Origin of the sequence: Exiguobacterium sp. s143 (assembly GCF_018618895.1) — a bacterium.
Taxonomy (GTDB): domain Bacteria; phylum Bacillota; class Bacilli; order Exiguobacteriales; family Exiguobacteriaceae; genus Exiguobacterium_A; species Exiguobacterium_A abrahamii.
Genome location: NZ_JACSMX010000003.1, coordinates 201200 through 225100, shown reverse-complemented (window position 1 = coordinate 225100; position 23901 = coordinate 201200). Strand labels below are relative to the sequence as shown.

Genomic DNA, 23901 nt, shown 5'->3' with positions numbered 1-23901 from the left:
CGTGTTCACACCTAAGCGGTCTGAACACGGTTTAACTGGAACGTATCACGTTTTCTTTAACTAGAACGTCGATTCTTTTCTGTCGACTCAATGGATTCACTTAGACTGAGCGGTAACACGATGATGAATCGACTACCTTTGCCAACTTCAGATTCGACATGGATGATGCCTTCGTGTTCTTTGACGATTTCCTTACAAATCGATAAACCGAGTCCCGTTCCACCGATTCGACGTGTATCCGAGTTATCGACACGATAGAATTTATCAAACAAGTGAGCAAAGGCATGATGCGGAATCCCGATTCCTTCATCCTTCACTTCAATGATGGCTTGATCGTCTTTCGTATCAATCCAGACATCTATGCGCCCACCATCTGGAGAATACTTGATCGCATTGTTGATCAAGTTACTCATTAATTGTTTAATCCGGTCTTCATCTCCTAAAATGAATGGACGATCCGGGCTGAGCAACTGCAAATGGAGATCGTGCTGTTCACTTGAAGCGTCATACAAGGACATCACTTGTTCAGTTAGGGTAAACAAATCGAGATGTGCCATTTGGTACAACTGTCCACCCGACTGCATTCGCTGAACGTCTAAGAAGTCCGTGACGAGGTTCGATAACCGTTCCGTCTCATTATGGATCGTCGCTAGATATTTCTGCTGTTTTGAGTCATCGATCTTTCGATTCAGCATCAACTCTGTAAAACCATAAATAGATGAGAGTGGTGTTCGTAACTCATGCGATACGGTCGAGACGAGTTCTGTTTTGAGACGATCGGCTTCTGTTTCCCGGGTAATATCCCGTAAGACGAGGATGATTCCCTTCCATCCTCCGACAACATCAATACGTTCCGCGTAGACTTCGAGATGAGCGGTGTTGTTTCGAATATCAAATCGGACCTTGTCCGGTGAAATCTCACCGGAACGAATCAAATCTAGATACGTATTAAAGGCTTCGACGTCATCCACCAACTGACGCATTACATTGATGACGTACTCACTCGACGGTAACGTTCGATCTACCGTAAATTCCGATTGTAGTTCTGGAATTAACTCAAACAACGGACGGTTGACGTATAATTCTCCATTTCCATCCTCAAGATAAATGATTGCTTCTCGGATTGAGTCCAACACTTGCTCGGTCTTTTCTTTTTCTTGACGCATCCCTTCGTAAGAACGCGTTCGTAGGAGCGATAACGTCATCTGTTGCGCGAACTCGCGAATATCCGTTAACTGCTGTCCTTTATAGGCAGATTTATAACGAACCAGATAGATGGCTGCAATCAATTCATGCGTTTCTGGATCTTCGATAGGAATCGTCACTTCATACGTGCTAAATGAATATGGATAGTCTTTTTGACGCGTCACCCGTTTTTCCGATTGGACGAATTTCATCTCCCGAACCGATCGATTGATGACGGACATCTCATCTTTCAAAAGAACTTTTAAATAATCCATCGTCATCCCATTCGTCGTCGCACCCATGAACTGTCCTTCTTCATAGAGCAATAGGGCACCGTACTCCGAAGAGGTGATATCGATCATCTTTTGAACGATTGCCGGGTACGATTCGACGGTTTCACGAACAGCAAGCGCCTCGGTCAATTCGCTACGCAATCGGAGCTTTTCCTCATTCTTTTTCGTTGTTTGATACGCTTCTTCGAGTTCTTCTTGTTGCGCTTGCAGTTCTTCTTGTTGCGCGAGCAACTCTTCACTTTGCGCCTGCAACTCTTCGTTTTTGCCTTGCATCGCATCCGTATGGGCATTTGTCGTCACGACCATCCGATTAAAGGCTGCGCGCAACAATCCGATTTCGTCTGGTCGCTGCTCGGCAGCTTTATCAATCTTAATCGGTTCTTTCCGAGCGAGCTTCTGATTATCATCGATTAAGCGTAGTAATTGTCGTGTCATCCGGCGAAGGAACGGGTGCACGAATAAAAGAATGAAGGCGATGAGCACAACAATACTGGAGATCCAAATCCATTGTGATTTTGCGACCTCACTCCGAAGTTCACCGACAGCCGTTTCTTGTTGTTTGCTGAGATTCGTCCGGTATTCCTCAAGTGCTGCAGATGCTTTTTCAATATCTGGCGTAATATCAATCGAACCATCGGCAGTTGGCTTTAATCGCCCTTGATCAACAAGACGCTCGGCAATCGGCAAAGAAAACAGACTGTCCCCCTGTAAGAAGTCCTCATTGATCCGATTCGCCTTTTTTTCATTGACGTAAGACTGGGTCAACGGGAACAAGGCATCATAGTATAACTCATATAAATTCGTCATTTGCGCTGCGAATTCTTCTTCTTCATCCGTTTTTGCGTTTCGCATGAACCAATCCGTCTCACTTTTGATATCTGTTCGGAGCGCCTGAATCTCATCAAACCGTTCTTGGTTACCAAAAATGACGAATCCTCGCAATCCAAACTGGACCGTTTGCCAATTGTCCCACAAATCATTGGCCCGGCGATTTTGTTCACTGATCGTCTCGAGATTCTGTTTTGATGTTTCGATTCGTCCTTCCATATAGTCATAGACAAAGAACGAAGTAATCGATACTACGATCAGTACCGCATAAAAAACAGTCAGCAGTTGCCGACCGATTCGTCGCCGAATCCAATTCACCATGAATGTATCCTCCTCATCATTCATCGAATGATGCTTTTTCATTTGTTTCTTTAAATATAATAGAAACGCTTTCGAAGCAACAGCTAGGATATACAAAAAAAGACCTTTTCTCGGAATGTACCCGAAAAAAGGTCTTTTTATCCGCTTATTTTTTTGCTTTCTTCACTGTCACAGAAGTCACAGGGCTCACTTGACCACGCGTATTCTTAACGTAGACGGAAAGCTTCGCTTTTGCTTTTTGCTTCGGAATTTTCACAGAATAGTTGCCTTTTGCAGAAACTGTTCCTTTTCCGATGACTTTTTTCTTCGCATCTTTTACATAAACACTCAATTTCTTTTCAGCTGTCCCGGTTACTTTCGTTTGTCCGGCATAGACTGATTTCACTTTGGGTGCTGTTGGTGCTGGTAGGACTTTTACGATCGTTGGTTTACTTGTGCGTTTGGCAATATCCGTCACTGTAACGATCAAGCTTGAACCACCGACTTGTTTTGGTAATTTCGCACTGAAATGACCTTTTGCATCAACTTTTGCTGTGGCGACTTTCTTTTGTTTCGCATCTTTGACTGTAATCGTACCGCCAGCGAGAGCTGTACCTGTCATTTTTGTCGCACCAGCAAGAACCGGTTTGACCTTCGGTGCTTTTGGTGCTTTTCCAGGAAGGACTTCTGTCCGTTCCGACGTGACGTCTAGTCCATTCGCATAGCGAACCGTCAAGACCGTCTTTTGGTTTTGACGCGGAATCTTGACGCTGTATTTTCCTGCTTGAGCCGTTGTTGTAGCTAGCTTTTTATTCGTCGTCGTTTCTTTACCATTCTTATCTTTCGTTACGAGTGCTGCCCACACTTCAACTTTCGTTCCTGTCTTGACTGTTCCAGAGACAAACAATTGGTTATCATAGACGTCATTGACATTCCCGTTCAAATTCAACTGAGAGATCGCGCGGGGAATACTGACTTTTCCGTATCCAGAGACTGGGCTGACGTAAGCTGGGAATTCAGGTTCCATCTTCTCCCCATCTTCATCTTCTTCAAAGTCGAACCAGTCGTTTGGATTTTCAAACGCAAGTGGCTCTGCACTCTTACGCAAGATCTGTTCGATTTGTGTTGGTGTCAGTTTCGGGTTCAGTGACTTCAAGATACCTGCTACTGCTGCAACGTGTGGCGAAGCCATACTTGTTCCATCCATATACACCGTGTTACCGTCTGGAATTAAACTAGCGACTTTTGATCCTGGTGCCACGACGTCAAGTCCGATACCATAGTTCGAATAATCAGCAACCATTCCGAGCGGATTCGTCGCTCCGACAGAAATCGCATATTCCGAGTTCGCTGGGTAACCGACCATCATGTCATAGTCGTTTCCTGAAGCGGCAACAACTGTTACACCTTTTTTAGCTGCATATTCCATCATATACGCCATCGTCCGGCTCTCACCGCCACCAAGACTCATGTTGATGACTTTTGCGCCATGATCGACTGCATATTTAATCCCGAGTGCAATCGCGTCTGTTTCGCCTTCGCCATTTGCATTCAAGACTTTAACCGGCAAAATTTGTGCCGATTGATGAATTCCTTGGATCCCGTAATCGTTGTTCATCGTTGCTGCGATGACGCCCGCTACGTGTGTTCCGTGACCGTTATCATCAATCGCATCCCCGTCACCGTTGACGGAAACATAGTTCTTTTCATTTGCGATATCAACTTTTCCTTGTAAGTCCTTCAAGCGATAATCGACACCTGTATCGATGACTGCAATCTTAACAGGCGCTAACTTCTTCGAACCGAAACGTTGTTGGAACGCTTCAAACCCGATCCCAACGTTATCGAATTGCTCAAAGACGGTCTTTTTGTTGACAGCCCATTGATAATCGAAGTTGATGTCCTTCGTTGCGCGATACGTCTGAATTTTCTCGACGTACTCAACAGCTGACGAACGGTTGAGCGATTGTTTTAATGCGGTTGCCGATTGACCTTTGACAGTTGGGTCTTCCGTCACGATGACGAAGTCTCCCGCATTACCAAGGGATAAACGTTCCACATCCGTTGCCTGAACACCCGCAATCTTCATCGAACGGTTCATTTTACCTGGCTTTAATTTAACGATATAACGTGTTGCTTCTTTTGATTGAATGTTCATTCCCAGTGACTGGAATGTTTCGTTCAATTTGCTTCCACTTAATTTAGAGACATCCATTTTGTTGGCATATCCATCAATCTCTTCCGCAATCACAGCAGGTGATGCTTCACGTGATAATTTGTAGAGACGATCGACAGCTTGTTGATCGGCTTTCGTCAACGTGTACGATGTTCCACGTACGAGTGATTCCATCGCCGGCTTCAATGTTTTTAAATCTTCATATGCTTGTTGACGCTTTTCTTTATTGAATAAAAGCGTTTTGACGACGTAAGGTGACGCTTTGTAGTAAAGCGATGTCAAAGCACGTCCTGCATCCGATTGGCTCAATACTTGCTTTTGGATCGAGTGCATGAGTGCGAGCATCGGCTTTTCTTCTTTTGTTTGTTTGAGTGCTTCTTCCGCCATACAGCTGATGTCATTGATTGGCTCATACTCGACAGGTAATTTGACATTGTTATACGTCAACTTGACATGAGCGGCTTTCGTCGTCTTACCTTCTTCGATGTTCGGGTAATATTCGACTTTGACATAATACGGTCCATCCCATGCATATGGAACGGCTAATTTTGTAAGGTTTTTTTCATCTGGCTCCGCCTCTGTCCGGTAACGATCAAACGTATCGTCTTCCGCAGCCATCGCTTCACTCGGATACGCCGTTACTTGAACAGGTTGATCCGTATCAATCGATAGTTCGAAGTGTGACGCGGTCTTTTCTACACCCGCTTCATGGTTGACGCGGTACCAATATGTATTTTTTTCTTCCGTTCCTGTTTCAAGCGTCGTTTCTTGTCCTACTTTCAAGAGCGTTGCTTTAGCAAGGGCTGTTTCCGCCTTTGCTGTCGTAGGTCCTACTCCGAGTGTCAAAATCAGACAGCTCAGCATGACCCAAATCACCAGTTTCTTCACGCCTGTTCCTCCTTCAAGATGGATGTACTTTATCTTGATTATAAACAGTAACTGGATAAAATGGATATTTATTTTATGGATGTATCTTACAATTTTGAAAGGAAAGGCATCCCATGCATATGAGCATCGGATGCCTTTTAATGATTATTTAAAATCTGCTACATATTCACCGTATCCCTCTTGTTTCAATTCCTCTTTTGGAATGAAACGTAAGGCAGCCGAGTTCATACAATACCGAAGTCCTGTTGGCTCTGGACCATCCGAGAAGACGTGTCCCAGATGCGCATTTCCGTGACGACTCCGGACTTCCATCCGCTTCATGCCGATTGAAAAATCACTTTTCTCAATGATATTACCTGGCTCGAGTGGTTTCGTGAAACTCGGCCATCCTGTCTTCGAATCATATTTATCGTTTGATGAAAACAATGGTTCGCCAGAAATCAGATCGACATAGATACCGTCTGCTTTCAAATCGTGATACGGATTATCAAACGCCGGTTCCGTTCCGTCTTCTTGAGTCACTTTGTACTGGATGGCGGTTAATTTCTTTTTGATTTCTGCATCTGATAATTTTGGATACGTTGGAAGATCGAGCTTTGGCTGATCGTTCCAGTAGCGATTGATGAAGTCGTCGCGTCCAGAAGCTGCCCGGTAAAACTTATATTTCTTCTCACTCTTCAAATAGTAATCCTGATGGTATGCTTCCGCTTCATAAAAAGGACCTGCCGCAATCAACGGTGTGACGATTTTATCATCGAAGACTTGTTGTTTCTCTAACTCTTGTTTCGATTGCGCTGCGATTTCTTTTTGTTTCTCATTCGTATAGAAAATCGCCGTCGTATAAGACTCACCACGGTCGACGAATTGACCATCTTCATCCGTCGGATCAATTTGACGCCAGTAGACATCTAGTAATTGTTTATATGAGATGACGTTCGGATCAAACGTGATCAATACCGCTTCCCGATGACCTGTCGTCTCAGCTGATACTTGATTATACGTCGGGTTTTCAACATCGCCGCCGGTGTAACCAGAAATGACGGACTTGACCCCTTTTAACTCTTCGAACGGGGGCTCCATACACCAGAAGCACCCGCCGGCTAAAATCGCCGTCTCTTCCGGTTGATAACTCAATTCCTTACTGCCGCTTGATTTTGCCTGCTGTTGCTGGAACACGAAGTATCCCCCGACCATGATGACGATGAGACCGATGACTGATACAATCGTCCACATTCGTTTCTTCATCTCCCTTCGCCTCCTTTATTTAGCTTACGTCGCGTGACGTCTATTGGATGTTCTTTTATTTAACTGTACCGCGCTACTGCCGTCTTGTCGTAGCATGTGCTCAAAAGAAGCACATTCAATACTATGTAGAGTTCTTGTGTGTTTCTCCACAAAAAAAAGAGCCTCATATCGGCTCTTTTCGAAATTAACCTTTTTGAATCCAGAATTTTAGGACGCTTGCTTCTTCTTCATGTTTGACGAGTTCATGACCACCTGATGTCGCCCACGCCTGAAGATCGTTTTTTGCCCCTTTATCCGTTGTATGGACTTCAAGGATTTGACCTGATTCGAGTCCAGCGATGGCTTTTTTTGTTTTTACGATTGGCATCGGACAAGCAAGTCCTTTTGCGTCGAGTACGAGTTCTGATTTCATGTTGTATTCCTCCTGAATGATTTGATGTTCGTTATGATTCGGTTTAACGTACCGCACAGCGGTTCGGTCCGACTTCCATTTCCCGTTGTGTTTCAAGATCGGGTGTCTGTTTCCCCATGTTCGTTTCACGGATATCTTGATACGCGTTCGGTTGTGGCGGCAGGTTCTCTGTGACCATTTTCCGGAATGTTGCTTCATCGTCGATGTTGAGACCATGATTGTTCGCAAGCAAGATGCTTAATTTTTCCGCTACACTACCATCCGTGTTCAATTCTTCAATGATCATGAAATGTGCCGGTAAGACGATGAGTTCTGGTGAAAGATCACGATACGTGTTGTAGAGCGAATCGCGTAAGTCACCGACCCAGTCTTCCGCAAGACCGGCTAAATCCGGACGACCAATCGAGTCGATGAACAAGATATCACCCGTCAATAAATAACGCTGATCGACGATGAATGAAGTCGATCCAATCGTATGTCCCGGGGAATAAAGAGCGTGTACTTCAATCGCTGTATCCCCCACTTGAACCGTACTACCGTCTTCAAGTGGTGCATAATCGAATGTGACATCCGTCGCATCTTTTGGCGGCAACCAGTATGTCGCGCCTGTTTTTTCGGCGATATCGCGTCCTCCAGAAATATGATCCGCGTGAAGATGTGTATCAAACACATGCTTAATTGTGACGTTGCGTGATGCAGCATAATCCAAATACACATCCGTCATTCGTGTCGCGTCGATGAGTACGGCCTCTCCTTCTGAGATGACCATATACGAGAGACACCCTTTACCGATTCGAACGAACTGCACGACTTCGCCTTGATCAGTTCCTGTTTCGTTCAGCGTTCCGAGTGAAATCGGTTCTAGATGTTCACTCCATGCTTTCATACCGCCTGACAGATACGATACGTCTCGTCCTGCTTCTTCTAGCATATCGGCGACGAAAATCGATGAACCTTCTTTTGCGCAAACGACGAGAACATCCTGATCCGTCGGAAGCTGATCGAGAATCTCCTCGACACCATCCAACAATTCAAAATACGGAATGTTGAGGTACTTGAAGTTCTCTCCTTCGATTTTCCAATCTTGAAACGCATCCTCATTCCGGACATCTAAGATGAACAGAGACTCACGTCCAATGATTTTTTTTGTAACTTGTGCGGCTGTCATTGCTTGTGCCATATCTATTCGTTCCTCCTCTACTTTACGCTGTTGTATTATTTCGCTGAAACGAGTGTCGTCGTCTCAGACGCCCATTCCTGCATACCCGGTACGACATTGTGGACCGTATACCCCTTGTCACTGAGCTGTCGGCATGCCATGTCACTTCGGCTACCTGTCCGGCAGATGACATAAATCGTCTGATTTGAATCCAGTTCTGCATGGCGTGTCTCCAGTTCGCCTAACGGAATATTGATGGCTCCCGGTACATGGGCGAAGGCATATTCTGCTTGTTCACGAACATCAAGCACCGTGATCGAGTCGTCTTGGCGTGCTGCTTCGACTGTTGCGTTGTCGACGGTTTGAGCGAATGCTGCTGGTTCCGTGACATCACCTGTTGATTTCCGAACGTAATGACGGAGCACTTCGCCTTCTTCAATCGTGCCTAAATAATGATTGCCGGTGCTGTTTGCCCAGGCACGGAGATCTGCAGTTGATCCTTTATCCGTCGCCTGGACTTCGATGACTTGTCCCGGTTCTAACGTCTTGATCGTTTTTTTCGTCCGAACGATTGGCATTGGACAAGCGAGACCTTTGGCGTCCAATACGATATCTGATTTAATCCTAGTCATACAATTCGCTCCTTTACGGTGTGGGGTATTATTTCGTTTCGCCTTCGTACGACATCATGCCGCCATCCATGTTCGTCACGTCATATCCTTGTCCTTCGAGATATGTCGTTGCGCGACCACTGCGCGCACCAGAACGGCATACCATGACATACTCTTTTTTCTTGTCGAGTTCGTTCATCTTGAATTCAATCAATCCGAGTGGAATATGGATCGCTCCCGGAATCATTCCTTCTTTGACTTCATCGACTTCCCGGACATCAATGACGTTCAGTTGTTCACCACGTTCGATTTTTTCCTGTACTTCTGTTGCTGTCATGCGTTTCATGTTCAATTCCTCCTCTTGATTCGATTTAGCGCCAGGCATTCATTCCGCCACGGACTTCCGTGACATTTGAATAACCGGCTTTTTTTAGTACTTTGATGGCTTGTTTGCTTCGCATCCCGCTTTGACAGATGACGAGCACTTCTTTGTCTTTCGGGATTTGATTCAGTTGACGGTTTAGCGTTTGTAACGGAATGTTCTTAAATCCTTTGATGTGATTGCCTTTGAATTCTGCCGGTGTTCGAACATCGAGATAAAATCGTTTGCGGTCGTTTAGTAACGGCTTCAGTTCCGTGGTCGACACTTGCTTGACGCCTTTTGTTGGGGCGAATATCTTATAAGCGAGATAGCCGACGACGAGCAACAAGATAATCGATCGTACATCCATGCGTCACTCCTCCTTCAGATCATTAGATGAATAGATTGACGTTTCCGTTCTCCGCATCGGCGAGGTAGGCGGCAACACCTGCATACTCAATCCCGTCGTGTAATTCTTCCTGTTTCAAACCGAGTAAATCCATCGTCATCGTACAGGCGACGAGTTTGACATCCTGTTCTTTCGCTAATTCGATTAAGTCTGGAAGTGGCATCGCATTGTGCTTCTTCATGACGTTTTTAATCATTTTTTGACCTGCACCACCGAAGTTCATTTTCGAGAGTGGCATCTTATCAGCACCGCGTGGCATGAACTTACCGAACATCTTCTCAAGGAATGTTTTATCCGGCTGGATCGGTTCATCCTTACGCATCGCATTCAAACCCCAGAAGGTATGAAAAATCGTGACTTCGTGATCGTATGCGGCTGCACCGTTGGCAATGATATAAGCTGCCATGACTTTGTCGTACTCTCCACTAAATAAAACGATGGTTGTTTTTTTTGTATCTGACATGAACGTAATTCCTCCAAGTTTTTACCCTAATGGGTATATTAATTCATAAAAAAATTTATCTGCTTTTCATTAAGAGTTGAACAGCCTCTGCAACGGCTTGTTCATGATTTTCCGTCGCATCATCCTGACGGACACAGTCGATCAAGTTCTCACTGACGACGAGACCGATGACGCGATCGATTGCACTACGTGTCGCACTCAGTTGTGTGACGACATCCTTACAAGACGCCTCTTCTTTCATCATTCGAACGATTCCGTGGATTTGTCCTTCAATCCGATTCATCCGATGAATGATGCGATCTTCATAACCGTTTTCCATATGAAGTCCATCTCCTTTTTTAAATGTGACATGCGTCATACCTCGTTGGTACATTTCACACAATAATACCTATAGGGGTATAAGTCAACGAAAAAGATTTCCGATTTTGTCGCCATTGTAGAACGTCCGGAAATCTTTTTGCATTTAACCTTTCCAATTCGCCTGTAAAAAAGTGATCCAATGTTCTGCAAGGCGAGTGGGCATCTTCTCTGGTAACAGATAACGAAACGTTCGTTTAGAGATCCCTTTCGCATGAAGCGTAAAAGACTCAGACGGGAAAGACGTGACGAGTCGTTCCGACAATGCTGCAATGCCACTCCCATTAAAAACAAGTTGGCGCACTAAATAGTTGGCATCAACTGTAATCGTTCTTGCGGGCACGATTGACGAAGCATCAAGCCAACGGTCGAGCGCATAGCGGGATGCAGATCCTTCTTCGCGAACGATCCACGTTGCATCGTTTAACGAAAGGTGAGCCGCACCAATGATGTGCAGTTGATCTTTCGCAAAGACGATTTGTTTGATCCCATCAAGTGTCAGTTCTCCTTCGATCATCCCGAGATCAATCTCACGATGTCTTAAGGCTGCTGCAACTTGATCATGGTTCATTAACTGGATATCTAGTGATACCTTAGGATGAACGCTTGAAAACAGATGAATCATATTATCGAGCAACATTTCGTGAATCGTATGCGTTGCTCCGATCCGTAAGGTTCCGCGGAAGACACCTTCCGATTCATCCAGCTGGGACTGCATCTGTTCGAGCTGGAAAAGAATTTCTTTCGCGTGGCGATAGACAATCCAGCCCATTTCCGATACCTCGACCCCTATTGTGAATGAATCACGTATTAACAATGAATGTCCGATCTCTTCTTCTAGTCGTTTGACGTGAACACTGACCGTCGGTTGCGATAGAAATAACTGTTCCGCTGTTTTTGTAAAGTGACGTGTTTCAACGAGTGTGACGAACGTTCTGAGTTCAGTTAATTTCAACAATACCCCTCCTTATTACATTTCATAATCATTTATATATAATTAATTCATTTTTATAATCTTGTATTCCTCTTTCATACTCAAGGTATCACGTATTAGAAAGAAGGACTGTTTCATGATGTATATCTCATTTATTTTGTTAGGAGCAACCATCGGCATACTCTCCGGCTTTTTCGGAATCGGTGGCGGCATCATCCTGACCCCACTTTTATTGATTCTCGGCTATGAAGCCAGCACCGCGATCGTCCTCAGTCTGTTACTGACACTCGGATCGACTGTGACCGGCACGCTTTCACATCTTCGATTAAAAACATTCCGTTTTCGTGATGCCGGGATTATTGGTCTGTCCGGCATCATCGGTTCTGCGTTGATCACACCAGTCGTCTTTTGGCTCGAGCGTCATGCTGGTGCTGATGTCGTCTTATCGAGTCTCTACATCGTTTTACTGATTGGTTTTTCGATTCAGTTTCTTCGTCCCCGTTCAAAGGAACGTCCGTCTTTTCCGGTCCATCATGCTTCGATCGTAAAGCTCGCCGTCATCGGACTTGCTGCCGGAATCCTCTCATCATTGATGGGTGTCAGCGGTGGATTCTTGTTGACGCCTCTCTTGCTCGGATGGGTTCGTTTTCCGCTCAAACAAGCAATCGGAACGAGTATCGCCTCTGCGACATTGATCGTTCTTGGAGGAGTGACGAGTTATGTTGCTTCCGGAACCAGCGCTCCGTTATCACTCGGGATTGCTTTAATCATCGGTGCGTTCATCGGCTCACCACTCGGCGCGTCACTCTTGCATCGCTTCAATGAACCGTTCGTTCAAAAGACGTTAGGAATCTTTTATGGTATCGTCGCCTTAAGCGTCATCGTCAAAGTGTTCGGTCTTCCCTATCTGTCACTCGTCTTACTCGCTCTATTCACACTCAGCCTGTTAAGCGTCTTCGGTTACCGGATTCTTAAAACGGCCTAAATGAAAAAGCAGCTGACACATCGTCAGCTGCTTTTGTGCGTGCTCAATGATTAACGCACGCTTTCTTCTTTGATTTTTTGCGGTTTCATGATTTTTGCCTCTTTTTTCTGACGCATGCGTTCCGCATTCATCAATCCCCCTAACATCAGGACGACAGCAGATAAATAGAACCATGTCATCAAGACGATGATTCCGGCAAGCTGACCGTAAAGACGATCGTAACTCCCGAACTCAGCATAGTAAGAGAAGAATTCCGAAACGACTTGCCAAGCGATCGTCGCAAAAATGGCTCCAGGGAGTACTTGACGAACCGTTAGTCGGACACTCGGTAAAATCCGATACAATAAGATGAAAAAGACAAGTAAGAACAACGTCCCGAGTCCCCAGCGGAATAAGAACCAGATCCACGAATAGTTCGTCACGAAATCAGCGACGATTGCAAAGTGGTTGATGAAACGCCGTGTTAACTTTTCTGAAATCGGAACGATCAATGAAATCGGTAAGATGATCATCATCCCGATCGTAAAAGCGAAGTCTTGCAACAGTCCGCGCCAGAATGGCGCTTTTCGTGTCACTTCGAGCGCATCGTTCAGCGAGCGGACAAGTGACTGGACCGACATCGAAGCAAGCCAAAAGGCAGCAAGGAAACTGATCGAGGCAAGTTTGAAGCCACCTTGATCAAAGATTCCAACGACGTTTCGCTGAATCAAGTCGTACGTTTCTGCCGGAGCAAACGGTCGAATTAAATCCAGCACGTTATCGGACGTAAACGGTAAGAACGAGACGATCCCAACTACGAATAATAAGAACGGGAATAAGGACAACATCAGATAATAGGCGAGCTGAGCCGATTTATCAAAAAAGGCTTCACCAAAAAAACGGGCAAATACAGGTTTGATTAAAGACATACAAATTTCCTCACTTTCAACTAATTCTCTAGACTATCCCCCATTTCGTACTTCCTTTAAACTTTTGGAAGTCTTTTGAACTTATAACAACCTTATACATCATTCAAGTTTGGCGCTTCGGTTCTGCGCGGGGTACACTAGGAACAGAGATTGTATCGTGCTTGTTTTTCAGAAAGGATTTCGATTCGTGTACTCACTCATTCAAACCGAAGCAGAACGCTTCTTTACTTCTTATATAGAGCAATACCCCGAAATGGTCGGACGTCAGCAAGAAGTCATCCAGTCGATTGAAAGGACAGGAACATACGAACAGACGGCTTCCGAGCTAGCGTTCGGCGCCAAGCTCGCTTGGCGAAACAGTAACCGATGTGTCGGACGTCTCTTTTGGGAGCAGCTCCATGTCTTTGACGCGCGAGATGCGTTGACCGTCGAAGCGGTCCGCGACGCGTTATTTGAGCATATCCGGTTCGCGACGAACGAGGGACGAATTCGCTCGACGATCACGATTTTCCATCCGACACGTGTCCGGCTTCATAATCACCAACTGATCCGCTACGCTGGTTATGAGACCGCAACAGGAATCATCGGCGACCCGGCTTCCATCCAACTGACGCGCCAATGTGAAGCACTTGGCTGGACCGGAGCGCGTACCCCCTTTGATATCCTGCCTCTGCTGATCGAACTCGATGGACAAGTCAGTCTGCATCCGATCCCAAATGAGCTCGTGCTCGAAGTCAGCATCACACATCCTGACTATGATCTGTTCGGTGGTCGCGAAGTCCGCTGGTATGCCGTGCCGATGATTGCCGACATGCATCTTGAAATCGGTGGCATCGTCTATCCGTGTGCCCCGTTCAACGGATGGTACATGGGAACAGAAATCGGTGCCCGTAACCTCGCCGATACGGATCGTTACGATCTGTTACCGCTCGTCGCGACACAACTCGGTTTGAATACCTCGCGTGAACGTTCGCTTTGGAAAGACCGAGCGCTCGTCGAACTGAACATCGCCGTACTTGAATCGTTCGAACGCGCCGGTGTTACGATCGTTGATCATCATACGGCTGCGAAACAGTTCGCTCGTTTTGAAAAAAATGAAGCAGCGTGCGGTCGTGATGTCACCGGGGAATGGTCCTGGCTCGTGCCACCGATGAGTGGTGCAACGACGCATATGTTCCATAAGGATTACGACCCGGAAATCAAACGACCGAACTTCTTTCCGAAATCAACACAGACAGCGCCCGTGACCGGCTGTCCGTTCCACCAAGGAGCACTGAAATGAATTATGTCAAGCAGTTACGTCAAAAAATCGGTCATGATCCAATCATTCTTGTCGGTTCCGTCGTCCTCGTCGTACAAAATGAGCACATTTTGCTCGAACAACGCAATGAAGCACAAGCCCGCTTTGGTTTACCAGGAGGATTGATGGAATGGGCGGAATCACCGGAAGAGACCGCTCGTCGAGAGCTTAAAGAAGAGACTGGCTTAGAGGTGGAACGATTAACGTTACTCGATGTCTACTCCGGTCCGCAATACGTGACGACGTTAGCGAACGGAGACGTCTTTCAAAGCGTCACCCTTTCCTATATCGGTGAACATCCGATCGGAACGTTAAAACAAAGTGATGAGAGTATCAAGCTCCAGTTCGTACCGCTTGATGACTTACCTGATCATTTGGTCGGTTCTCACGCTCGAATGATTGAAGACTACAAAAACCGCCGCTAAATGAATAGCAGCGGTTTTGTTTATAGCGACTGACGCATGATGTATTGTTTCAAATCCCGCTGAGTCCACCCTTCAGAACGTAACGCCTCCCAAATCTGCACATCTGTTGATTGATAATGGTAGGTCGTGCCCGGTAAACGACGGACGACTTCTGTCGCATGTCGTGCTTTTTGTTCTGCTGGACCTACGACTGACAAGAGAGATGATCCGGCTACTGCCACTACACTTGCTTCTAATTGGTAATAATCCGTTTGTAATTGCTGCATGACATGAGGATCTTGCTGCCAGATGTATTCCCCTTGTCCATGGTATTGTTTTAAAAACTCCACTTCTTCGATCGTCGGCAGAGCGGCTTCTTGACGTTCATCCGTTAAATGAAAATATCCGATTTCTCCAACAATCGTATAGTGAAGCGATTCATACAAGCGAATTGCCGGATCGTTCCCTTGAATGACTTCAAGCATCAGACCATCCATTCCGATTTCTTTAGCATGGCTCAGTTGTGCTTGATACAAGGCTTTCGCGATCCCAAGACGACGATATTGTGGTGAAATCCCCAGTCCCCCACACCGCATGATGCGTTGACCCTCGATCTCCTTCCAACCGTTCAGCCAGAGACCGACCGGTATTTCTCCATGATAGGCAACGAATGAATGCTCCAATTGGTTCCCGTCTCGTTCGATGATGCGCTCTTGGAATTCTGCTTCCGATAAGTGCAGTGGAATCAAATAATCTTGGAATCCATCCTGCATCGCTTTGTACGCCGTTTTTACGCCAGGTGCGCGTTGAATATGAATCATCGAAAAACCTCCTTTTCCACTGAGCTGTTTCGCTTTCGTTCGCCTCATTTCCTGCATACAAAAACACCCTTGTCGCCAAGGGTGTTAGTCGATTCATTGATGGAGTTTCGAACGCTTGCGTCCATATCCGAAGTACAACAGTAATCCAATGGCTGTCCAGACAAAGAAGGCAATCCACGTGAATGGTTGTAAGTTGAACATGAGCATGATACAAGCAAGGACTGACAAAATTGGTAAGACTGGGACGAACGGAACCTTAAAGGCGCGCTTCAAATCGGGACGCGTCCGGCGTAGGACGATGACCGCGATCGAGATGAGCGAGAAGGCTGCCAGTGTTCCGATGTTGATCAATTCAGCAAGTGTACCAAGCGGCACGAATCCAGCGATTAAACCAGCAGTCGTTCCGAGAATCCAAGTCGCTTTAACTGGTGTGTGTGACTTTTCATTGACGTCTGAGAAGACTTTCGGTAATAATCCGTCACGGCTCATCGCGAACAAGAGACGGACGAGACCAAATGTCATGACGAGGATGACCGTCGTCATACCAACGATGGCTCCTAAGTCAACGAATCCAGCGACCCAGTCTTGGCCAGCCACTTTTAAGGCAAGGGATACTGGGCTATCAACACCTTCAAACTGTTTGAATGGAACGATTCCGACCATGATAGCAGAGACCACGACGTACAAAACGGTAACGATCGCAAGCGATCCTAGAATCCCAATCGGTAAGTTACGTCCCGGGTTTTTGACTTCTTCTGCTGCCGATGTGACGGCATCAAATCCAAGATAAGCGAAGAAGGCAATCGCTGATGCTTGCAGGACACCGCTCATACCGAACGGCGCAAACGGCTTGTAGTTGCCTGGTTCGATATACCAGATCCCGACGACGATGAACAAGACGACGACGGCAACTTTGACGAGTACCATGATGTTGTTGACGCGTTTTGTCTCTTTAATCCCAAGCGAAAGCAAGAGCGTGATGACCATCAGAATCAAGAACGCTGGTAAGTTAAAGAACGTTTCGCTTCCTGGTACAGCACCTGGAGCAGCTGTTAAAGCTGTCGGTAAATGGAGACCAAAGCCTGCTAACAGTGACTGGAAGTACCCTGACCAGCCGGTCGCAACGGCACTCGAAGCGAGTCCGTATTCTAAAATGAGACACCAGCCGATGATCCAAGCCACGACTTCCCCAATCGTTGCGTATGTATACGTATATACACTACCTGAGACGGGAATCATCGACGAGAATTCAGCATAACAAAGGGCTGCGAGCGCACAGACGATAGCGGAAATAATAAATGAGATCGGTAAAGCAGGTCCTGCATAAAGAGCGCCCGTTCCTGTCAGAACGAAAATCCCGGTACCGATGATGGCACCGATTCCAAGTAAAATAAGGTCAAACCCTGATAAGTGACGTGCCAGTTTGGAATGTTGTTTCATGTCCATCATCACACTGACATCTTTCTTGCGAAGCAAACTCATGTTTCATCCTCCGAACTTTTCTCTTTTTTCTGAATATTCAAATCATTGAGGTAATTGACTTTCTTATCATAACAAACGATGTCAGGTTCGATAAGTCTTTTTTTCTGTATTTTTTCACAAAGTGGTCAAACCACTTTTGTGAAAATGCGACAATGCTTTGATGCGTCAACGCAAAAACACCCTTTCCTCAAAATGAGAGGAAAGGATGTACTCGTATTACGGACGATCGTTTGGATGATCGAGGTTAGGACCTTTATGATCATCTGGATCGATCGGGTAATCATCTTGCTGTGCTAAATCGTTTTCTGGCAATGCACCTTTTGGTGTACCATGTGTCGTCTCATCTGTTGAAGAAGAGCGCGCTGAACGTGGTGCACGATCTGGTGTGACATCATCTGCTGCTTGTGAAGCTGCACCTTTTGCTGCATCTTTCAAGCTCGGTGATGAAGAAGTCGATGCTGACTTACTTGGAAGGTTCGATGTGTCGACTTCCGTGTTCTCTGCTTTCTTTTGCAAACGATCGAGGTAACGCGATGCATTATCACGTCCACCAAGACCAAAGGCAAGACCGAAAGCAAGCGCAAGTGCTCCAAGGATCAAGATGAAGGCTGAGTTGACAATCGTATCAGCAACACCCAATTGATCAAGTGCCATGAAGACAGCAAGTGCAAGAATCGCATACTTCGCAACGCTTGAGAGGACTTTTAGTTCAGAGTTGCCGAACAAGCTGTCCATCGTACGTTTGACGAGGTTGCTGACGATGATCCCGATTGCGAGAATGATGATCGCTGTCAAGACGCTCGGTAAGAACGCAAGGACGGCACGACCGAGGTCGACCATGAAGTCAAGACCAATCAAGTTGAATGCTTCGACGACGAAGAGAACGACGATGACGATCTCAACGAGTGCACCTACGATTGAAGCTGGTGATGTAGAAGCTTGGTTCGCATCCCATGAACCGATCTTCAAGTGACGTGTCAGGTTGTTGAATCCAAGACGTGATAAGAGATCCGTAACGAATTTCTTGATGAAACGTCCGACGTAAAGACCGACAAGAATTAGAACGACACCAACGATGATGTTCGGAATCATACCAAGGACATCGTTCAACATGTTGATCGCTGGTCCTGTGATTCCTTTAATGTTCAATTGATCAAGTGCTGAAATCGTGATTGGAATCAGAATCAAGATGAAGACGACTGTTCCGAGAATCGACGAAAGTGATTTCGCATCTTTTTGATCCGTTGATCCAAGGTTGAAGCGAGCTGCAAATTTATCCGTTCCAACAGCATGAAGGAAATTCGTCACGATATCGCGGACGATTTTCGCTACGAGGAAACCAACGAAGAAGATGGCTGCCGCAGCAATCAAGCGTGGAATGAATCCAAGGAATGACGATAACAATTGGCTGAACGGTTGTGAGACACTCTCAATGTTCAAGGCACCGAGTACACCCGGTAGGAACAGAAGTAAGACGAGGTAGAAGACGATCTCCCCTGCTACTTTTGGATAAGCTGAAAGATCCGTCTGACCTTGAAGCATCTTGTTCGAACGTACTTTGTCGTTCGCCATCAGCTTCGTTCCTGCTTTGACGATAATCATGCGGAGAACGACCGCGATGACGTATGCCAAGAGAAGGATGAGGGCTGCTTTCAAGATGTTCGGGATTGCCGCGAGTAATGTACTCATCGTATCCGCAAGTGGTCCAGCAATGATGTTCAGATCAAGGATGTTGAAGACCAAGATGAGAACGAAGACCATGAGCACCCAAAAGACGACGGTCCCGATGATTTTTTCAGGTGTCCACTTTTTCTTCTTTGGTGGCGTACCTTCTTTTTGAGGTGACAACTTGTTGACGACCCCAGACTTCTCTAACGCTTTTTGAACCCCGTTCGCGATCAGCTTGGCAATGAGCCATCCAATCAAGAAAATGATGATCGCTCCAAGCAAGTTGCCGAGTGATCCGAGAATGCCGTTCAAGTTCAACGACGTTCCGTTCCAAATGTTATTCATCCTGCCACACTCCTTCACCTAAATAAAATTATATATTTCTGACACTTCTTTAATTTCCCCAGCTAAAGGATTTATTAAACCCGTGTCCGTACCAGAATGTGGCGTTTTTTGTTTTCAATACAAAAAATGGGATGTTTGCTATATGTGAGGATACACTGCTACAACAATCATTTCGGAAAAAAGCAGTATCGTCTAAATGACGACACTGCCTTATATCAAACGACTTCTTTTTCAGAGAACTGACTGTTGTACAGATCTGCATAAAACCCGTCTGCCTCGAGTAATTCTTCATGTGTGCCCTGTTCGATGACACTTCCTTGATTCATGACGAGAATCAGATCGGCATCCTTGATCGTCGAGAGACGATGGGCAATGACAAAGCTCGTCCGCCCTTCCATCAAGCGACGCATCGCTTGCTGGATGAAGACCTCTGTCCGTGTATCCACACTAGAGGTCGCTTCATCGAGAATCATGATCGGAGGATCGGCAAGAACGGCCCGAGCGATCGTCAACAACTGTTTCTGACCTTGCGAGATGTTCGAGGCTTCCTCGTTCAAGACCGTATCATACCCGTCCGGCAACGTCCGGATGAAGTGATCAGCGTGCGCTGTTTTGGCTGCGGCGATGATTTCTTCCTCTGTCGCTCCACTTTTACCGTAAGCAAGATTATCCCGGATCGTACCGTTGAAGAGCCACGTATCTTGTAAGACCATACCGAATGTCGTCCGTAAGTCTTCGCGTGACATCTCACGGGTATCGATGCCGTCAATCCGAATCGTCCCCCCGTTCAACTCATAAAAGCGCATCAATAGATTGATCATCGTCGTCTTACCGGCACCCGTCGGTCCAACGATTGCGACCGTTTGTCCCGGTGCGACATCGATGTTCATGTCCTCGATCAAGAGATCGGTTCCGTAACCAAAATCAACGTGTTCGAACGCGACCGCCCCTTCAGCCTGCGTAAGACGATGTGTCGTTACTTCCTTGATTTCTTCTTCTTCGTCCAGTAATTCGAAGACACGTTCCGCTGCTGCGACCGTCGATTGGACGATGTTCGCGATGTTCGCCGTCTGTGTGATCGGTTGCGTGAACTGCCGTGTATAGGTGATGAACGCTTGAATATCTCCGATCGAGATCGCCCGTTGCGTGACGAGAATCCCGCCGACGATACTGATCAGGACGTAACTGATATTTCCGATGAACATCATCATCGGCATGATGATCCCGGAGATGAACTGTGCTTTACGTCCTGCTTCATACAACTCTTCGTTGACGGCATCAAACTGCTCGACCGCTTTGCGTTCATGTCCGAACGCCTTGACGACCGAGTGTCCGGTATACATCTCTTCGACGTGACCGTTCAATTGTCCAAGTGTCCGTTGTTGATCGGCAAAGTATTTTTGGGACCGTTTCAAAATCGGACGGATCGCAAAAATCGAAACCGGTAATGAGACGAGCGAAATCAGCGTTAACAGCGGACTAATCGTCAACATCATGATCAGAATTCCGACGATTGTCACAATTGAGGTGATGAACGATGTCACACTTTGTTGTAACGTACTCCCGATCGTATCAATATCATTCGTCACGCGGCTGAGTGTCTCCCCGTTCGGACGACCATCGTAATATTTCAATGGCAGGCGTTCGAGTTTATGATTGACGTCTTCGCGTAAATCGTAGACTGTTTTTTGAGCGATACCTGACATCAAATACTGTTGCAAGTAATTGAACAGACTACTGATGATATACAATCCAGCCAGCCAGAGCAGGATCTGTCCGATTTTTGTGAAGTCGATCGCCGCTCCCGGCACACCCTGAAACTTCGCATATGCGCCTTCAAACAATTCCGTGATTGCCGTCCCCATGATTTTCGGACCGGCAATCATGAAGACCGTACTGAGGATGGCTGCGAGGAAAACACCAACGAGTGCCGTCCGACGCGGACGCAGATACCGAAGCAGACGACGGAACGTTGCTTTGAAATCCTTTGGTTTTTCTCCGAGCATCATCATATTTCCGCCACCGGGACCACCAGGCGGAGGACCGCCGGCAGGTCGTTTTTTCTCACTCATGCGATTTCCTCCTCTGATAGTTGTGACTTAACGATTTCCTGATAAACGGCATTGTCAGCAAACAATTCATCATGCGTTCCGATTCCGGCGACTTTTCCTTCATCAAGGACGATGATTTGATCGGCGTCAATAACGGTGCTGACACGCTGAGCGACGATCAAGACCGTTGCTTCACGTGTTTCTTCCCGTAAGGCTTTTCGAAGTGCCGCATCAGTTTTAAAGTCGAGCGCTGAAAAACTGTCATCAAAGACATACAAGTCCGGTCGACGAACAAGTGCCCGAGCAATCGACAACCGTTGTTTTTGCCCACCAGAGACGTTTGATCCACCTTGTTCGATCCGTGCGTCGTAGCCGTCCGGCATCCGTTCGATGAAATCGGTCGCTTGTGCAATTTGCGCAGCATGCGCGACCTCTTCGTCTGTCGCGTCCTCTTTCCCGAAACGAATGTTTTCCGCGATCGTACCCGTGAACAATAACGCCTTTTGGGGAACGAAGCCGATTTTCGACCGCAGTTCTTCTTGCAGGACATCATGGCTATCGACACCGTTGACGCGGATACTCCCTTCCGTCACGTCATAAAAACGAGGAATCAAATTGACGAGTGTTGATTTACCGGAACCCGTTCCGCCGATCACAGCCGTAACTTCACCTGGTCGTGCCGCAAAACTGATATCGGATAAGACAGGTGTCTCAGCACCTGGGTAACGGAATGTGACGCGATCAAAGACGAGCGTTCCTTTTTCACGGTCAGCGGTTTGTGTCCCCTCATCTGTCATCGTCGGTGTCATCTCGAGAACTTCATTGATCCGTTTCGCCGAGACGGCTGCCCGCGGAATCATGACGAACATGACCGATGCCATGACGAGAGCGAACATAATTTGCATGACGTACTGAATGAACGCCATCAAGTCCCCGATTTGCATGCCACCATTATCGATCCGGATGCCCCCGAACCAAATGACACCGACAACGGTCAAGTTCATGACGAGCATCATCACTGGCATCAAGAACGCCATGATCTTATTGACCTTGATCGAGACTTCTGTCAAATCCGCGTTCGCTTTCGTCAATCGTACTTGTTCATCGCGTTCTCGGTTAAAGGCACGGATGACACGAATTCCGGTCAAGTTCTCCCGCAAGACGAGATTCAGACGGTCGAGTCGCTTTTGGACTTTCCCGAACAATGGAACGCCTTTCCACAGAATCAACAGGATCGAAATAACAAGGACCGGCATCGCCGCGACGATGACGAGCGATAGTTTGGCATCTTTTGAGACGGCCATGATCAATCCACCGATGAACATGATTGGTGCACTGACGACCATCCGTAACATCATGATGACGACTTGTTGGACTTGTGTGATGTCGTTCGTCGTCCGCGTAATCAGTGACGCCGTTCCGACTTGGTCGAACTCTTGCAGTGAAAATCGTTCAACATGGTTAAAGACTTGGCGACGGATATCCCGTCCGAGCCCCATCGACGCCTTCGATGAATAATAACTGGCGGCAACTGCAGCTAACGCCCCGACACCGGTAATCCCCAGCATGACGGCACCAATTTTCCAAATATACGCGGTATCGCCGGTAACGACGCCTTTATCGATGATGTCCGCCATCAGTGTCGGTAAATACAAATCGGACATCGACTGCGCGAAAACCAAGACGAGCACAGCAAGGACCGCCCATTTATAGACCGTCAACCGTTTGAGTAACTTAATCATCCGAACATCCTCCTTTCAGATCTGGACGTAAAATCTGACCGATTCCTTCAGCAATCATTGCGTGTGTTTCAAGCATCTGTTCGAATACGTCCGGCTCAATCGTCGCAAGCACTTGCTCCAGTTGACGTTGCATCCCCTTCTCTTGTTCCTTGATGTCGGTGACGAATTGCTGACCTTGATCACTAAGCATCAAAACGACTTCTCGTCGATTGTTAGGGTTCGTCTCGCGAATGACCCAGCCCGATTGGACGAGTCCTTCAATCGACTGACTGAGCGTACTTTTCGGTAAGTGCGTATGTGCGGCGAGCTCTTTTTGTGAAATCGGTCCACGCGGTGCAATCGTCATCAGACTATGAAATTGCGGTAAACTGAGTCCGTTTTCCTGTGCCGTCTGGTGCGCTGCCCGGACGAGATGACGCTGGACGTTCCAAAACGACTGCATCATCGTAGTCGAACGGGTCGTTTCCGTTTGATCCATCTTGTTTCGCCTCCTTGTTCCATTTCAAATCGTTCCAAAAGGAACAATTACTTATATGAACTAAATTACGCCGATTATTTCCGATTGTCAACGAAA

The 23901-nt window shown here is 46.7% G+C and carries 21 protein-coding genes; 3 read left to right on the top strand and 18 right to left on the bottom strand.

What is annotated here, in order from left to right; genetic code table 11:
- Positions 1 to 56: 56 nt before the first annotated feature.
- The 11 genes from KNQ03_RS12465 to KNQ03_RS12415 all read right to left on the bottom strand — a co-directional run bounded on the left by KNQ03_RS12465 (position 57) and on the right by KNQ03_RS12415 (position 11642).
- Positions 57 to 2627: a HAMP domain-containing sensor histidine kinase gene (locus tag KNQ03_RS12465; RefSeq protein WP_214724996.1), complete on the bottom strand. Its 2571-nt coding sequence runs from the start codon at positions 2625 to 2627 to the stop codon at positions 57 to 59.
- A 145-nt stretch (positions 2628 to 2772) separates the two neighbouring features.
- The gene (locus tag KNQ03_RS12460; RefSeq protein WP_214724994.1) at positions 2773 to 5670 is read right to left on the bottom strand and encodes a S8 family peptidase; all 2898 of its coding nucleotides are present in this window, start codon (positions 5668 to 5670) and stop codon (positions 2773 to 2775) included.
- A gap of 144 nt (positions 5671 to 5814) precedes the next feature.
- Positions 5815 to 6915: a peptide-methionine (R)-S-oxide reductase MsrB gene (msrB, locus tag KNQ03_RS12455; RefSeq protein WP_050678931.1), complete on the bottom strand. Its 1101-nt coding sequence runs from the start codon at positions 6913 to 6915 to the stop codon at positions 5815 to 5817.
- Between the two features lie 184 nt (positions 6916 to 7099).
- A complete protein-coding gene (locus KNQ03_RS12450; protein ID WP_214724992.1) occupies positions 7100 to 7327 on the bottom strand; it encodes a sulfurtransferase TusA family protein in 228 nt (75 codons plus the stop codon).
- A 43-nt stretch (positions 7328 to 7370) separates the two neighbouring features.
- Positions 7371 to 8507, bottom strand: coding sequence for an MBL fold metallo-hydrolase (locus tag KNQ03_RS12445; protein WP_214724990.1), 1137 nt, complete (start codon positions 8505 to 8507; stop codon positions 7371 to 7373).
- A 35-nt stretch (positions 8508 to 8542) separates the two neighbouring features.
- On the bottom strand, positions 8543 to 9118 hold the full coding sequence (locus KNQ03_RS12440) for a sulfurtransferase TusA family protein (RefSeq protein WP_064300579.1): 576 nt from the start codon (positions 9116 to 9118) through the stop codon (positions 8543 to 8545).
- Positions 9119 to 9146: 28 nt separating this feature from the next.
- Complete coding sequence (locus KNQ03_RS12435; protein ID WP_023466941.1) at positions 9147 to 9443, bottom strand: rhodanese-like domain-containing protein; 297 nt, start codon at positions 9441 to 9443, stop codon at positions 9147 to 9149.
- A gap of 25 nt (positions 9444 to 9468) precedes the next feature.
- Positions 9469 to 9828, bottom strand: a complete 360-nt coding sequence (locus tag KNQ03_RS12430) for a rhodanese-like domain-containing protein (protein ID WP_035399072.1) — start codon at positions 9826 to 9828, stop codon at positions 9469 to 9471.
- Positions 9829 to 9850: 22 nt separating this feature from the next.
- Positions 9851 to 10330 carry a DsrE/DsrF/DrsH-like family protein gene (locus tag KNQ03_RS12425; protein WP_023466937.1) on the bottom strand — a complete coding sequence of 160 codons (480 nt, stop codon included), beginning with the start codon at positions 10328 to 10330 and terminating at the stop codon, positions 9851 to 9853.
- Positions 10331 to 10385: 55 nt separating this feature from the next.
- Complete coding sequence (locus tag KNQ03_RS12420) at positions 10386 to 10649, bottom strand: metal-sensitive transcriptional regulator (protein WP_023466936.1); 264 nt, start codon at positions 10647 to 10649, stop codon at positions 10386 to 10388.
- A gap of 144 nt (positions 10650 to 10793) precedes the next feature.
- Positions 10794 to 11642: a LysR family transcriptional regulator gene (locus tag KNQ03_RS12415; RefSeq protein ID WP_214724988.1), complete on the bottom strand. Its 849-nt coding sequence runs from the start codon at positions 11640 to 11642 to the stop codon at positions 10794 to 10796.
- A 115-nt stretch (positions 11643 to 11757) separates the two neighbouring features.
- Here KNQ03_RS12415 and KNQ03_RS12410 point away from each other — a divergent pair, with 115 nt between their 5' ends.
- A complete protein-coding gene (locus tag KNQ03_RS12410) occupies positions 11758 to 12606 on the top strand; it encodes a sulfite exporter TauE/SafE family protein (protein ID WP_214724986.1) in 849 nt (282 codons plus the stop codon).
- A 50-nt stretch (positions 12607 to 12656) separates the two neighbouring features.
- On the opposite strand, the gene KNQ03_RS12405 is transcribed toward KNQ03_RS12410, so the two are convergent.
- Positions 12657 to 13514, bottom strand: a complete 858-nt coding sequence (locus KNQ03_RS12405) for a YihY/virulence factor BrkB family protein (protein ID WP_023466934.1) — start codon at positions 13512 to 13514, stop codon at positions 12657 to 12659.
- A gap of 187 nt (positions 13515 to 13701) precedes the next feature.
- On the opposite strand from KNQ03_RS12405, the gene KNQ03_RS12400 reads away from it, so the two are divergent.
- Positions 13702 to 14796: a nitric oxide synthase oxygenase gene (locus KNQ03_RS12400; protein WP_214724984.1), complete on the top strand. Its 1095-nt coding sequence runs from the start codon at positions 13702 to 13704 to the stop codon at positions 14794 to 14796.
- Complete coding sequence (locus KNQ03_RS12395) at positions 14793 to 15239, top strand: NUDIX hydrolase (RefSeq protein WP_214724982.1); 447 nt, start codon at positions 14793 to 14795, stop codon at positions 15237 to 15239. The genes KNQ03_RS12400 and KNQ03_RS12395 overlap by 4 nt, the downstream gene beginning before the upstream one ends.
- Before the next feature lie 20 nt (positions 15240 to 15259).
- On the opposite strand, the gene KNQ03_RS12390 is transcribed toward KNQ03_RS12395, so the two are convergent.
- From KNQ03_RS12390 to KNQ03_RS12365, 6 genes are all read right to left on the bottom strand, one after another.
- On the bottom strand, positions 15260 to 16039 hold the full coding sequence (locus tag KNQ03_RS12390; protein WP_214724980.1) for a GNAT family N-acetyltransferase: 780 nt from the start codon (positions 16037 to 16039) through the stop codon (positions 15260 to 15262).
- Between the two features lie 93 nt (positions 16040 to 16132).
- Entirely contained in the window at positions 16133 to 17521 is a 1389-nt protein-coding gene (bcaP, locus tag KNQ03_RS12385; protein WP_023466930.1) for a branched-chain amino acid transporter BcaP, read from the bottom strand.
- Positions 17522 to 17737: 216 nt separating this feature from the next.
- Positions 17738 to 19534 (bottom strand): mechanosensitive ion channel, encoded by a 1797-nt coding sequence (locus KNQ03_RS12380; protein WP_050678922.1) that lies wholly within the window; start codon positions 19532 to 19534, stop codon positions 17738 to 17740.
- Between the two features lie 215 nt (positions 19535 to 19749).
- Positions 19750 to 21606: an ABC transporter ATP-binding protein gene (locus tag KNQ03_RS12375; protein ID WP_053452507.1), complete on the bottom strand. Its 1857-nt coding sequence runs from the start codon at positions 21604 to 21606 to the stop codon at positions 19750 to 19752.
- Positions 21603 to 23327: an ABC transporter ATP-binding protein gene (locus KNQ03_RS12370; protein WP_214724978.1), complete on the bottom strand. Its 1725-nt coding sequence runs from the start codon at positions 23325 to 23327 to the stop codon at positions 21603 to 21605. Before KNQ03_RS12370 ends, KNQ03_RS12375 begins: the two co-directional genes overlap by 4 nt.
- Positions 23320 to 23805: a MarR family winged helix-turn-helix transcriptional regulator gene (locus tag KNQ03_RS12365; RefSeq protein ID WP_214724976.1), complete on the bottom strand. Its 486-nt coding sequence runs from the start codon at positions 23803 to 23805 to the stop codon at positions 23320 to 23322. The genes KNQ03_RS12370 and KNQ03_RS12365 overlap by 8 nt, the downstream gene beginning before the upstream one ends.
- Between the last annotated feature and the right edge of the window lie 96 nt (positions 23806 to 23901).

Coding starts and splice junctions, on each gene's coding strand:
- KNQ03_RS12445 (WP_214724990.1), bottom strand. CDS start 8,507: ATGGCACAAGCAATGACAGCCGCACAAGTTACAAAAAAAATCATTGGA.
- KNQ03_RS12370 (WP_214724978.1), bottom strand. CDS start 23,327: ATGATTAAGTTACTCAAACGGTTGACGGTCTATAAATGGGCGGTCCTT.
- KNQ03_RS12395 (WP_214724982.1), top strand. CDS start 14,793: ATGAATTATGTCAAGCAGTTACGTCAAAAAATCGGTCATGATCCAATC.
- KNQ03_RS12410 (WP_214724986.1), top strand. CDS start 11,758: ATGATGTATATCTCATTTATTTTGTTAGGAGCAACCATCGGCATACTC.
- bcaP (WP_023466930.1), bottom strand. CDS start 17,521: ATGAGTTTGCTTCGCAAGAAAGATGTCAGTGTGATGATGGACATGAAA.
- KNQ03_RS12430 (WP_035399072.1), bottom strand. CDS start 9,828: ATGGATGTACGATCGATTATCTTGTTGCTCGTCGTCGGCTATCTCGCT.
- KNQ03_RS12390 (WP_214724980.1), bottom strand. CDS start 16,039: ATGATTCATATTCAACGCGCACCTGGCGTAAAAACGGCGTACAAAGCG.
- KNQ03_RS12420 (WP_023466936.1), bottom strand. CDS start 10,649: ATGGAAAACGGTTATGAAGATCGCATCATTCATCGGATGAATCGGATT.
- KNQ03_RS12365 (WP_214724976.1), bottom strand. CDS start 23,805: ATGGATCAAACGGAAACGACCCGTTCGACTACGATGATGCAGTCGTTT.
- msrB (WP_050678931.1), bottom strand. CDS start 6,915: ATGAAGAAACGAATGTGGACGATTGTATCAGTCATCGGTCTCATCGTC.
- KNQ03_RS12380 (WP_050678922.1), bottom strand. CDS start 19,534: ATGAATAACATTTGGAACGGAACGTCGTTGAACTTGAACGGCATTCTC.
- KNQ03_RS12465 (WP_214724996.1), bottom strand. CDS start 2,627: ATGGTGAATTGGATTCGGCGACGAATCGGTCGGCAACTGCTGACTGTT.
- KNQ03_RS12440 (WP_064300579.1), bottom strand. CDS start 9,118: ATGACTAGGATTAAATCAGATATCGTATTGGACGCCAAAGGTCTCGCT.
- KNQ03_RS12405 (WP_023466934.1), bottom strand. CDS start 13,514: ATGTCTTTAATCAAACCTGTATTTGCCCGTTTTTTTGGTGAAGCCTTT.
- KNQ03_RS12435 (WP_023466941.1), bottom strand. CDS start 9,443: ATGAAACGCATGACAGCAACAGAAGTACAGGAAAAAATCGAACGTGGT.
- KNQ03_RS12375 (WP_053452507.1), bottom strand. CDS start 21,606: ATGAGTGAGAAAAAACGACCTGCCGGCGGTCCTCCGCCTGGTGGTCCC.
- KNQ03_RS12450 (WP_214724992.1), bottom strand. CDS start 7,327: ATGAAATCAGAACTCGTACTCGACGCAAAAGGACTTGCTTGTCCGATG.
- KNQ03_RS12425 (WP_023466937.1), bottom strand. CDS start 10,330: ATGTCAGATACAAAAAAAACAACCATCGTTTTATTTAGTGGAGAGTAC.